General features: G+C 35.9%; 10 protein-coding genes. 9 read left to right on the top strand and 1 reads right to left on the bottom strand.

The window, feature by feature from the left end; translation table 11 throughout:
- Positions 1-61 precede the first annotated feature (61 nt).
- From TYM08_RS17545 to TYM08_RS17505, 9 genes are all read left to right on the top strand, one after another.
- A complete protein-coding gene (locus TYM08_RS17545; RefSeq protein ID WP_422380447.1) occupies positions 62-2,080 on the top strand; it encodes an EAL domain-containing protein in 2,019 nt (672 codons plus the stop codon).
- Between the two features lie 219 nt (positions 2,081-2,299).
- The gene (locus TYM08_RS17540; protein WP_422380446.1) at positions 2,300-2,992 is read left to right on the top strand and encodes a hypothetical protein; all 693 of its coding nucleotides are present in this window, start codon (positions 2,300-2,302) and stop codon (positions 2,990-2,992) included.
- A gap of 61 nt (positions 2,993-3,053) precedes the next feature.
- On the top strand, positions 3,054-4,385 hold the full coding sequence (locus TYM08_RS17535; RefSeq protein ID WP_422380445.1) for an O-antigen ligase family protein: 1,332 nt from the start codon (positions 3,054-3,056) through the stop codon (positions 4,383-4,385).
- A 26-nt stretch (positions 4,386-4,411) separates the two neighbouring features.
- A complete protein-coding gene (locus tag TYM08_RS17530; RefSeq protein ID WP_422380444.1) occupies positions 4,412-4,810 on the top strand; it encodes an MAPEG family protein in 399 nt (132 codons plus the stop codon).
- Positions 4,811-4,846: 36 nt separating this feature from the next.
- Positions 4,847-5,251: a hypothetical protein gene (locus TYM08_RS17525; RefSeq protein ID WP_422380443.1), complete on the top strand. Its 405-nt coding sequence runs from the start codon at positions 4,847-4,849 to the stop codon at positions 5,249-5,251.
- Between the two features lie 185 nt (positions 5,252-5,436).
- The gene (gene recN / locus TYM08_RS17520; RefSeq protein ID WP_422380442.1) at positions 5,437-7,116 is read left to right on the top strand and encodes a DNA repair protein RecN; all 1,680 of its coding nucleotides are present in this window, start codon (positions 5,437-5,439) and stop codon (positions 7,114-7,116) included.
- Positions 7,117-7,289: 173 nt separating this feature from the next.
- Positions 7,290-8,522 (top strand): NAD(P)/FAD-dependent oxidoreductase, encoded by a 1,233-nt coding sequence (locus tag TYM08_RS17515; RefSeq protein ID WP_422380441.1) that lies wholly within the window; start codon positions 7,290-7,292, stop codon positions 8,520-8,522.
- 6 nt (positions 8,523-8,528) lie between these two features.
- Positions 8,529-11,174 carry a molybdopterin-dependent oxidoreductase gene (locus tag TYM08_RS17510; RefSeq protein WP_422380440.1) on the top strand — a complete coding sequence of 882 codons (2,646 nt, stop codon included), beginning with the start codon at positions 8,529-8,531 and terminating at the stop codon, positions 11,172-11,174.
- Positions 11,175-11,315: 141 nt separating this feature from the next.
- A complete protein-coding gene (locus TYM08_RS17505) occupies positions 11,316-11,747 on the top strand; it encodes a hypothetical protein (protein WP_422380439.1) in 432 nt (143 codons plus the stop codon).
- A gap of 55 nt (positions 11,748-11,802) precedes the next feature.
- Here the strand turns inward: TYM08_RS17505 and TYM08_RS17500 are convergent, their stop codons facing one another.
- A complete protein-coding gene (locus TYM08_RS17500; protein ID WP_422380438.1) occupies positions 11,803-12,177 on the bottom strand; it encodes a response regulator in 375 nt (124 codons plus the stop codon).
- Positions 12,178-12,209 lie beyond the last annotated feature (32 nt).

The following is a 12,209-nucleotide window of genomic DNA, read 5'->3' as shown; positions in this document are numbered from 1 at the left end:
ACAATTTGTATATATCTGTATTAATTTGTAAGTCTGATTTGAAGGCTTGAAAGGATCTTAAATGAAACTCGGTTCGCAACTGTACTTACTTGCCTTTGTGGTGGTGCTGTATTCTTTTTGTGCTTCTTTAGCCAATAACATAACCAGTATGAAATCTTATTTGGATGATCAATTAGCGTCACATGCTCAGGATGCAGCAAATAATTTGGGGTTAGCGATCACACCTTATTTAGATGAGCCTGGTTTGGTTGTGGCACAAACCATGTCTAATGCTGTGTTTGATAGTGGGTATTATTATAGCCTTGAGTTAGTACGGTCCGATGGAGAGGTGCTCCTTAAAAATAGTAATCCATTTGAGTTAGAAGGTGTGCCGTTTTGGTTTTTACATGTAATAAAATTGTCACCTCCAATTATGCAAAGTGAGGTTAATTCAGGGTGGTTGCCATTTGGTGTTTTAAACATTCAATCGCACCCAGGTAAAGCATATAGGGCATTGTGGCAGCATTTTAAACAATCACTTTGGGCCAGTGCGCTTCAATTTGTGTTTGTTTTAGTGGTGTCTTTTTTGTTTATAAGGGCCATAACTAGCACGTTACGCTCGATAGAAACCCAGGCAAATCGAATTTCAAAAAAACAGTTTGTTTTAAATGAAGTTAAGCCCTATAGCCGAGACTTGGCAGCTGTGGTGCATGCGATTAATTTTATGGCTAATAATATAAGACGCAGTTTTTCGGAGCACACGGCTAGTAATGAATCCCTGATTCGTGAAGCGTATATTGATAACTTAACTGGTTTGCCAAATCGTCGTTCAGCCAGTCAGCATTTTACAAATCAGCAGGCATTACGAGAGCAACATGATTCGCGTTTTTTATTGTTTTTAATTACGCTGCCTTCATTAAAAGAAGTGAATGAAACCGAAGGATATGGCGGCGGCGATGAATATGTGAAACAAGCTATAAGGCATGTGCAATCTGCAATGAAAAATATTTTAGAAGTTGTAGTGTTTAGGTTGTCTGGTTCAGAATTGTGTGTATCGGTGTTGGATCCAATATGTCAGCCCATTAATATTCAAAAGCAACTTTTAGAACATTTTAACGTAGAGCAAAGCAGTCGTTACCCAAATGGTTTTGCGCATTTTGTGTATGTTGATGTGAAAAGAGGTGAGGTTTTCTCGACTGTTTTGTCTCATTTAGATAATGGATTGACGCAAAAATTATTTATACCGACCGACCCTGCTAAAATTCATCAACAAATGGTGAGCAGTTCACGTTCTCGTTTGCAGTGGCAAAAACTGCTGCATCAATATATACAAAAAGATGAAGTGCTCGGGCTAAATAATAAAGACGATGGATTTTCTCATATAGATGCGCGTATGTTTGTGCAATACACGTTGAAATTAAAAGCGTTACTAAAAATCAGCACACAGCCTATTTTTGATCGAGAGCAAAAGACACTTTATGAGGAAACCTTTGTGCGGTTTATTGATGGCGCTGAGCAAGTACCTGTGCATGAAGTGTTTGCAGCGGCAGAACGCCTTGGTTTGGCCAATGCTTTGGAGCGAACCGTGGTGACGTTTATTATTAGTCAACTATTGCTTAATCCAAATAAAATGGTGCGTTATGGTATTAATATCAGTAATTTTGTTTTGCAAGATTTACAGTTTATAGATTGGTTAATTGAGTTGTTGTCACATTTTAAAGATGAATTGCCTTTGTTGGTTTTTGAAATTAACGAGTCAGCTGTGCTGGCTTCTACAGAGCATGCCAAAATTTTGATCAGTGAACTTAAGCGTTTAAATTTTTCTGTAGTAATTGAGCGGTTTGGTTCAAGTTTTGTATCATTTAAATATATTAAAAATCTTAATATCGATTATGTGAAATTAGATGGCGCGTTTATTGATGATATAGCACAAAGCGATACGCAGTTTTATATCCAAAGTACGACTGATATTTGCCATGGCATAGGTATAAAAGTGATAGCGTCTCACATTGAATCTAAAGAAAGTCAACAATTATGCCGTGGTTTTAATTTAGATGGTTTTCAGGGATTTGCTTTGCAGGGGTTATCTCAATTTAAATGAATGAGTTGATTGTTTTGCAGAATATGAATAATTGATCGGTGTTAGGTTTTATTGCAATTTGGTTGCATTAAATTAAGTCGTATTTTTTTAGTTTTCTATTGCAAAATATTCTTATAAACCTGATTAAAAAAAGCACAAAATCGCTACTACATCACATTTACATAGTATATACTTTGCGCCATTGAAACCTGACAAAATATAAACATTGAGGAAATAACCATGTTTAAAACATTAAAAATTACGGGACTAACAATCGCTTTGGCATTTAGTGCAAATAGCGCGATTGCTGCAATATCAGCTGAAGAGTTTAGTACACAAGTTTTACAAGCATTAGCAAATGGTGAAACGTTGCAATCTGTTGTTGATCAAGCATTGCTGGACAACCCAGAATCTGCTGATTTAATTATTGAGCAAGCAGTAAGTGAAGCTGGTACAGATATTGAACAAATTAAAAGTATAATGAAGTCTGCAAAAGAAAAAGGCGTAGAGTCTTCCGTTATTGCAAAAGCAGCAATTAAAGGCGCGCCATCATTTTCAAACGAAATAATCAATGAAGCCATAGCAAATGATGATAGTGAAGGCGCTTCATTAGCAATTTTAACTGCTGCTGCACAAACTGGAGTTGTTGATAACGATGAATTAACGGCCCTAGCGTTGACTAATAATTTAGATACAGATGCAGTAAATGCAATTACACAAGAATTCGCAGGCGCAGGCGGTAATCAAACAGTACCTGAGATTCCAGTTGAGCAACCAGTACAACCAGCACCAGCACCAGCACCAGCACCGGTAGTGGTTCAAAATGTTCAACCACCTGTAACTAATGCGCCGACACCTGTAAGACCAAGACCTTCAAATAGTAATTTTGGTAGCAACAGCAATACTGGTGCAAATACAGCATCACCTAATTAAATTTTAAATTTATTAAAAAAAGAGCCGCAGGCTCTTTTTTTTTACCTAAGAAAACGCATTTATGAATAGTATACAAATAGCAGGTTCGCAGCATTCAACTTGGATGGTCTGGTTGTTGGGTTTGGTTATGGTTTGGTCTCCCATACCACTTGGTAGTAATCGAATTTGGGCTTGGTCTTTATTAGAATTAATAATTTTTAGTCTGATGTTTTTGCATTTAGTTTTATGTTTCATTAAAAAACAAACCATTATTCAAAATCGTTTTACGTTTTATGTTATTAGCGCCCCTGTTTTGTTAGCTGGATTTTTGATGCTTCAATCCGTTTGTGTATTTCAATTTGTGTGTAGTGCTGATGTATATCAAACCCAACAATTATTTTTAAAAACTCTAGGGTTTATTTTTTTTATTATTTTGATTTGCCAATATATATATAATCAAAAAACACTAAGATTATTTTTAGGATTTGTTGTGGTTGCAGGCTGTATTCAAACTACTTATGGATCAGCAATTAATTTATTGGGTATTCAAGAGTCGATTGTATTTGGATTTAATGAAGGTGATCGAGCAAGAGGGTCGTTTGTTTATCAAAATCATTTTGCTAATTATTTGGGTTTGGTTTTGTGTTTGGCAATCGGGTTAATGCTAAGTGAATTAAAAACAGAAAAACAATTACTAAGTGGTAAGGCGCTATTACGTGATTTGCTTGAGATGTTATTAAGTAAAAAATTCATATTGCGTTTGGGTATTATCATTATGATAATCGGTTTGATCTTAAGCCGATCACGAATGGGGAACTCAGCATTTTTTGTTGCGTTTTTTATGGTTTCGATTTTTGCTATTTTTTATTATCGTAAACCGCCAATCACATTAAAGTGGATAGTATTGAGTATATTCATTATTGATATTATTGTGGTGGGAATGTTATTTGGTTTAGAAAAAGTAAAGGATCGAATTGTTGAAACCAGTTTTGCATCTGAAACTCGTGATGAAGTAGTGCGAGATAGTTTGCCAATTATCCAAGAGAATTTTTGGACAGGTACAGGCGGTGGGAGCTTTTATGGTGTATTTCCGTCCTATCAGCCCGAAGAGTATTCCTTGTTTTATGATCATGCACATAATGATTATGTACAATTTGCAGTTGAGTTTGGTGTGCCCATAACAATAATGTTGGGTTTATATTGTTTGTATGCGTTGTTCTTAAACTTTCAAACTATGCGACAGCGTAAAACAAAATTATACCAAGGTGTCGCATTTGGGTGCGCAATGGGTATCATCTATATGCTGATACATATTACGGTTGATTTTAATTTGCAAGCGCCTGCTAATGCATTATTGTTTTTAACGATTATTAGTTTGAGTTTTATTGTGCGTTATATTCCATCTAAAAATTAAATTTAATATTTTAAAAAGGTTTGACTATGTATCAAGAGTATTTTTTAACGTTTGTTGCATTAATTGTCATTGCATTTATTTTTCTTTTGAATGTCTTTATTTTTGATGCAACTTCAATTATCAAAAAACAACAACCAGGATTTCCAATTGAACCTAATCATGAGTCATTTTTATTTAGAAGTCATCGAGCATTAAGTAATTTAAATGAAACACTTTCGTTGTTTTTGATTTTAGCGTTTGTAGGGATTTTGATGCAAGTGAACTCAAATTGGCTGGGTTTCAGTGCGCTGGTTTATTCAATATCAAGATTTTTATATGTTGTTTGTTATTTGTTCAATATTAAATTGATGCGATCTATGTGCTTTGGAATTGGGCTTTTAGCTTTGTGTTGTATGTTCGTTGTTAATGTCTTTTATTTAATTTAGGCGTAGGTAAATGTTGACCTTGATGTGATGGATGGTGTGTCTGACAATATTACAGTTGGGCCAGTAATAAATATGGCGAAATATACCCTAGGTACTGACTCGATATCTTTATTTGGTTTGGGTGCGCGTGGCGAATACTTTATGGATGGCCGTGATGTAAACAGTTTTTATACAGCTGTTGAAATGACTTACGGTACTATTTCAACCGATGTGAGCTCGGTCGATTGTTCATTGTCTAATTTTGATGCCGTTGCATTTGGTGGTTATGCTTGGCGTTGGGATAGCGGTATGAGCGTTAAATTAGGTGGTGGTTTGCGTCAAACCGTTTATTTAGAAGATGCTTATGCTTGTGATGATGGCAGTACAGAAGGTGTTGGTTTTGAAACTGAAGGGATCATCACCGGATTTGGTTTAGATTTTACTGTTGGTAAAAGTTTCTAATAAAGCGTATTTATTAAACATTAACCCAAAAACAACGTGTTTTTGGGTTTTTTTATGCCTGTAGCAAATGCTCATAAGTGAGCTGCATATTTAAAATAAAAATCCCATTGCTTGAATTTTAACTATACTGTATAAATACACAGCTTAAATGCATTGTATTGTTTGTTTAACCAGTGGGATTGATTATGTTAACTCAACTATCTATTCGTAATTTTGTATTGGCTAAGGAGATTTTTCTAGATATTCAGTCCGGTATGACTGCTATAACTGGAGAGACCGGAGCGGGTAAGTCGATTTTATTAAATGCTTTAAATTTGACCTTAGGGGGGCGTGCCGAGCAAGGTATTGTTCGAAATGGCGAGGCGCGTGCAGATGTGTCTGCTAGTTTTGATATCAGAAATCAAACCATCGCTCATAATTGGTTGGTTGAACATGATTTAGATGAACAATTCGATTGCATATTACGCAGAACCATTGCAAAGGATGGGCGCAGTAAAGCGTTTGTAAATGGGCAACCTGTTACTTTGGTGCAGCTAAAAGAAATTGGTTCTATGTTGATTGATATACATAGTCAGCATCAACACCAAAGCTTATTAAAGGCAAGTAATCATAGGCGTCTTCTTGATGATTATGCGGGTAATGATTCCTTGGCAGCTTCTGTAAAAGACACCTTTTATAAGTGGAAAAAAGCCAATAATGAGCTCAATGAATTACTGCAAAATAGCGATGAATACCATGCTATGCGCCAACTTTTGAATTATCAAATTGACGAAATGTGTGAATTAGAATTATCGCCTGAACATATCGAAAAACTAGAAACGATACAAAAATCTCAAAGCCAAATTCAAAACACAATGCTGCATCTAGAGTCTGCGCAAAACATATTAAATGATGAGTCGTTTAATCCAGCGGCAGGTATTGCTCAATGTGAACGTCAAATTCTTCCCTTGTTAAAAATGTATCCCGAATTACAAGACACTCTTGAGTTATTACAAAGTGCGCAAATTCAAATTGATGAATCTTTAAATAATATTGAGCATTTTTCGCAAAATTTAGAAACCGACCCACAGGTGTTATTAGAGACAGAGCAGCAACTATCAACAATTTATGATTTAGCGCGAAAACATGGTGTGAGTGCGGATGCGCTTGAATCTCATTATAGTTTGTTGTGCGAGCAATTAGCGCAATTAGATAGCAGTGATGTGCAAATAACACAGCTTAAACCAAAGGTTTTAAAGTTGCATGAGCAATATTTGAAGCTTTGCAAAAAATTAAATAAATCTCGAATGGTCGCAATTCCTAAATTTAACGAAGCGATTTGCGAGCAGTTATCTTGGTTAAATATGTCAGGTGCACAATTTCGTTGTAAAACAATTAAACTATCAGCTGAACAATATAATGAATTTGGTACTGAGCAAATTGAATTTGAAGTAGCGATTAATGCAGGGCAAGATTTTAAAGCATTGCAAAAAAGCGCTTCAGGTGGTGAGTTGTCACGTATTAGTTTAGCGATTGCTGTGATATGCGCACAACGTAGTTGTGTGCCGACTATGATTTTTGATGAGATTGATATTGGTATTAGTGGGGCGACGGCGCAAATGGTTGGGAAGCAATTAAGTGCGTTAGGAAAGCATGCTCAATTACTATGTGTAACGCATTTGTCGCAAGTGGCAAGTCAGGCCAGTCAACATTGGTTGGTTGAAAAGGCCGAAGTGGCTAATCAAACTATATCGAGTATCCGCTCTTTGGATAAAAAGCAACGTACTCATGAAATTGCGCGAATGATTGGAGGTATTGATATTACAGATCGAACCCTTGCCCATGCTAATGAAATATTAAAATCAAGTTCGGCCAGTTTACAATAAAACAAAGCAAGGTATTAATTTATTGCTTTGTTTTGGTGCGAATCTATCAAAAAGATATTGGTTTTTATTGAAATGTTTAATGTAGGTTGTTGATTCTAAAAGGGAAAAGTACGATTTTAACGAATGGCTTGATATTTGCTTAATTATTTTGTTTAGACATTTAAATCAGTCCAATGACCCCAAAAATCAACACATTACCTCATTTAGTTATTATCGGAAATGGCATGGTGACAGGCCGTTTTTTAGATGAAATGATGAAATTACATACGAATCAATATCGAATCAGCGTCATCAGTGCCGAAGGATATGGCAGTTATAATCGAATCATGCTTTCAAGTATTTTGGCCAAAACTGCCTCTGTGGACTCAATTATTCAAAAAGATGAAGCATGGTATCAAAATAATGGAATTTCACTAATACTAGGTCAGAGCGCTAAACACATCAATCCAGTGTCCAAAGTGATTACTTTGTTTAATGATCAGCGCGTTGAGTATGATCAATTAGTGATTGCAACGGGTTCACGAGCCAGTCAAATACCTGCACAAAACCTCCACCTTAAAAATATTATCTTTTTTAGAACAATCGAAGACACTCACAAAATACTGAATCAATGTGAATGTAGTCAAAATGCATTGGTTGTAGGTGGTGGACTGTTGGGGTTAGAGGCGGCTTATGGTTTAGCGCAGCAAGGAGTGAAGGTAACGCTATTACACAGAAGCGGATGGTTGCTTAATCGACAGTTGGATAAAATTAGTGGCGACATGCTTAAATCCATAATGCAAAAAATGAATATCACGTTTCGTTTGCAAGATGAGGTTGATTCATTTTTAGGTGATGAAGTGTTGCAGTCAGTTAAATTTAAATCAAAAGAAGTTGAAGCTTTTGATTTAGCGATTATTGCAACGGGAATTACCCCAAATAGCGAGATTGGCATTCAAGCTGGTTTGAAAGGTAATCGGGCCATTCAAGTAGACGATTACATGCAAACCAGTGATCCCTGCATCAGTGCAATTGGTGAATGCATTGAGCATGATGGCCAAACATTTGGGTTGGTCGATCCATTGTGGCGCCAAGCAAAAACCTTGGCGTATCGCTTATTTAAAAATGAAAAAAATGCATTTATCCAACAAGATATTGCCACTAAATTGAAAGTATCTGGTGTGCAGTTATATTCTGCAGGGCAGGTTGAAACAAAAGATAACTATGCTGTTTGCGTACAGGACGATCAAGAATCGGTGTATCGTAAATTAATCATTCAAGATAATAAAATTATTGGTATTGTGTTATTTGGCGATGTATCAAGTGGGCCATTTTATTTTGATTTAATGCAGCAACAACAAGATATTTCTAAGCTTTTACCTAATTTAATATTTGGCGAACAAGCTTTAAATTTAGAAGATAAGTAGTTTTATATGAGTATTATAGCAACTGATTTTATCGCTAATACAACCTGCCCATATTGTGGTGTAGGTTGTGGTGTGAGTGTAAATAAAAAAGACAATCAAATAACTGTTAAAGGTAATGCGGATCATCCGGCAAACTTAGGGCGATTATGTGTAAAGGGTTCTTCGTTACATGAAACTTTAGTAAATGATAACCGATTAGTGACACCTAAAATTCATGGTGAAGAAGTATCTTGGGATCAAGCACTTACTTTTACATCAGATAAATTTAAAAAAATCATTAATAAACATGGCAGTGATGCGGTTGCGTTTTATGTTTCTGGACAATTGTTAACTGAAGATTACTATGTTGCCAATAAATTAATGAAAGGCTTTTTGGGTTCTGCCAATATTGATACGAATTCGCGTTTGTGTATGTCATCTGCTGTAGTGGCGCATAAACGTGCTTTTGGTAATGATGTGGTACCTGGTTGCTACGAAGATTTTGAAGAGGCTGAGGTCATTGTTTTTGTTGGATCAAATGCTGCCTATGCACATCCAATTATTTTTCAAAGAATAGTAAAAGCACAAAAACAAAAAGGGACAAAAATTGTTGTGATCGACCCTCGTCGTACTGCAACTTGTGAAGTGGCAGATTTACATTTACCGATTGCATCAGGATCGGATGCTTATTTCTTTAATGGATTACTTGCCTATCTTTATCAAAACGACTACATAGATGAGGTGTTTATTCAAAATCATTGCGATGGATTTGATGATGCAATCAGTGCTGCTATGGTTGAAACTGCCAATATTGAAGATGTTGCATTAGCTTGTAAGGTGAATGCAAAAGATATTCAGACGGCATTTGAGTGGTTTGCTCAAAATCCAAAAGTCGTGACTATTTTTTCTCAAGGGATTAATCAATCTGCTACTGGTACTGACAAAGGCAATGCCATTATCAATTGCCATTTAGCCACAGGTAAAATTGGAAAGCCTGGTGCAACACCTTTTTCAATTACTGGACAGCCAAATGCAATGGGTGGTCGAGAAGTGGGTGGGTTAGCCAATCAACTTGCCGCTCATATGGATTTTGCAAATCAAAGTGATGTGCAGTATGTAAGTGATTTTTGGCAAGCTCAAAATATGGCATCCAAACAAGGCTTAAAAGCCATTGATATGTTTAATGCAGTGAACGATGGAAAAATTAAAGCAATATGGATTATGGCAACCAATCCTGTTGTCAGTATGCCTAATGCTGATTTTGTTAAACAAGCTTTGCAAAAGTGTGAGTTAGTAGTTGTCAGTGATTGTATGAGTAATACAGATACTGCAAAACTGGCAGATGTATTATTACCTGCATCAACATGGTCTGAAAAACAAGGGACAGTTACCAACTCTGAAAGAAGAATTTCATTACAAAAAGGATTTATTGAGCCTCCAGGGCAGGCAAAACATGACTGGGAAATTATGTGTGACTTTGCGAAAAAAATGGGTTTTGGGGAGGCGTTTGATTATAAAGATAGCCATGAAATTTTTGTAGAGCATGCAAAATTATCAGGAATAAATAGCTCTAAAAATAACGCGTTTGATATTTCTAATTTAGAAACTATCAGCAAAGAAGAGTATTTAAATTTCAAACCTATTCAGTGGCCTGTAACCAAACAGCTGCCTAATGGGCAAAAAAGAATGTTCTGTGATGGGAAGTTTTTTACAGATAACGGCAAGGCAAAAATGATTGCCATTAAACCTGCATCGCCAATTCATCATTTAAAGAAAGATCAATTGATATTAAATACAGGGCGCATAAGAGATCAATGGCATACCATGACACGCACAGGCAGTGTTAACCGATTGCATAGTCATACTCCAGAGCCATTTGTACAAATACACCCAAGTGATGCTCAAAGATTAAATATACAAGATCAACAAATTATTCAATTAGATAACAACAGCGCCCGCTTTTTGGCAAAGGCTGCAATTGATGAAGAGCAACAAATGTCTATGATTTTTGCTCCGATTCATTGGAGTGATGCATTTGCCTCAGCAGCAAGAGTCGATTCTTTAGTTCCAGCGATTGTTGATCAATTAAGTGGACAGCCTCAGTTTAAATCAACAGCGGTGACAGTAAGTCCTTTTAAGGCGAAATGGCATGGTTTGTTATTTTGTAATTCTGAAGTAGAGATCTCATTTGATTATTGGTGTAAGAATTTAATACATCAATCGGTTATGTATACCCTGGCGGATTTATGTGAATCTGAATTTGCCATTCGACGAGTTAAGAATTTATTTGCGCATATTAAAGATTGGGTGTCAGTTAAAGACGCACAAACTGATCATATTCGATTGGCGGGATTCAAAGGTGAAAAATTAGAATTGCTATTGTTTATCAGTCCCGATCAAACAGGGTTGGTTGACAAAAATTGGCCAGCTAAGCAAATAGGTGAATCATTTACAGGTGTACAGCGATATCAAGTTTTAACTGGGCAGGATCAATCTGGAGCAGTAGATGTAGGTGCAATTATTTGTTCTTGTTTTCAGATTGGTGAGAATCAAATTAAACAGGCAATAAAAGAAGGATGCACAACATCTGAAGCGTTAGGGCGTGTTTTAAAATGTGGAACCAATTGCGGATCATGCATTCCTGAACTGGATAAAATCATCCAAAATACGTAATGTAATACGGCAAACTATTGCATAAAGCTATAAAACTTTTGTATGAAGAATTGTAAGTTGTTGATTTATATATAAAAAATAGTAGGCATGTTTTTTGTAATACAAATAACATGTTCAACTATTTTATTTGGATGGCAGCTTATGCTTCTTTCTGCAATTGATCAATATTCAAATTTTCAAACATCAGGGCAACGAGTTTCTGATGCTGAATCTGTACAAAAAACAGGAATTAAGGAAAAAGAAACCAAGCTTACCGATAGTGTAAGTATCTCAAGTCAGCACTTATTGCTTCAATCGATAGCTAATCATTTTGATGTTGGAAATATTACTTTTAATCAGGTGAATTTTTTAAAAAGCGAATTATTTTCTCAAGGACTAATCCCCATTAAAGCAACCGATGCTTTAACGCTTGCAACTCAGTCGCAACCTAATCATAAGTCATTCAGCTTATCTGAAATTACCTCACAATTTTATTCAACACCCGGAAATTTAAGTTTTAAACCTTTGCTTGCACCTATGCAGGCATTATTTGCAAATTTAGAGGCAATGCATCAAAGCGAGCTTACTGCTTAATTTAAGCATTCACTCGTCCCATTGAAAATTGAATGTCTAGGAAGGAGTTAAAAAATTAAATTGTTGTTTGATTTAAACACTCGTTAATTGCATTGATCAATTCTGTTGGATCCACAGGCTTTGCAATATATGCTTTGGCGCCTTGTCTGGCACCCCAAACACGATCTATTTTTTGATTTTTTGTACTGACTAAAATCACAGGGATGCTTTTAGTGTATGGGTCTTTTGATAATTTGCGCGTAGCTTGGAAACCGTTCATTCCTGGCATGACAATATCCATTAAAATCAAATCGGGCATGCTGGATCTTGCTGCTAATATTCCTGAAGTGGCATCACTTTCTGAAGTGACATTAAATCCATAGCTTTGTAAGATTCGTTTTTGGCTTGCAGCTTGAGTAGGTGAGTCATCAATTATTAAAATGTCTGTCATTTCAAAACCTTAAATTCTTATTATTTTTTACA

Source organism: Marinicellulosiphila megalodicopiae, from assembly GCF_045862395.1.
In the GTDB taxonomy this organism is placed as follows: domain Bacteria; phylum Pseudomonadota; class Gammaproteobacteria; order Pseudomonadales; family Natronospirillaceae; genus Marinicellulosiphila; species Marinicellulosiphila megalodicopiae.
Note: the sequence above shows the minus strand (reverse complement) of the source record. Positions and strands in the feature narration are given on the sequence as shown.

Excerpts from the sequence above, each read along its gene's own strand:
- TYM08_RS17545 (WP_422380447.1), top strand. The coding sequence starts at position 62 with ATGAAACTCGGTTCGCAACTGTACTTACTTGCCTTTGTGGTGGTGCTG.
- TYM08_RS17540 (WP_422380446.1), top strand. The coding sequence starts at position 2,300 with ATGTTTAAAACATTAAAAATTACGGGACTAACAATCGCTTTGGCATTT.
- TYM08_RS17535 (WP_422380445.1), top strand. The coding sequence starts at position 3,054 with ATGAATAGTATACAAATAGCAGGTTCGCAGCATTCAACTTGGATGGTC.
- TYM08_RS17530 (WP_422380444.1), top strand. The coding sequence starts at position 4,412 with ATGTATCAAGAGTATTTTTTAACGTTTGTTGCATTAATTGTCATTGCA.
- recN (WP_422380442.1), top strand. The coding sequence starts at position 5,437 with ATGTTAACTCAACTATCTATTCGTAATTTTGTATTGGCTAAGGAGATT.
- TYM08_RS17515 (WP_422380441.1), top strand. The coding sequence starts at position 7,290 with ATGACCCCAAAAATCAACACATTACCTCATTTAGTTATTATCGGAAAT.
- TYM08_RS17510 (WP_422380440.1), top strand. The coding sequence starts at position 8,529 with ATGAGTATTATAGCAACTGATTTTATCGCTAATACAACCTGCCCATAT.
- TYM08_RS17505 (WP_422380439.1), top strand. The coding sequence starts at position 11,316 with ATGCTTCTTTCTGCAATTGATCAATATTCAAATTTTCAAACATCAGGG.
- TYM08_RS17500 (WP_422380438.1), bottom strand. The coding sequence starts at position 12,177 with ATGACAGACATTTTAATAATTGATGACTCACCTACTCAAGCTGCAAGC.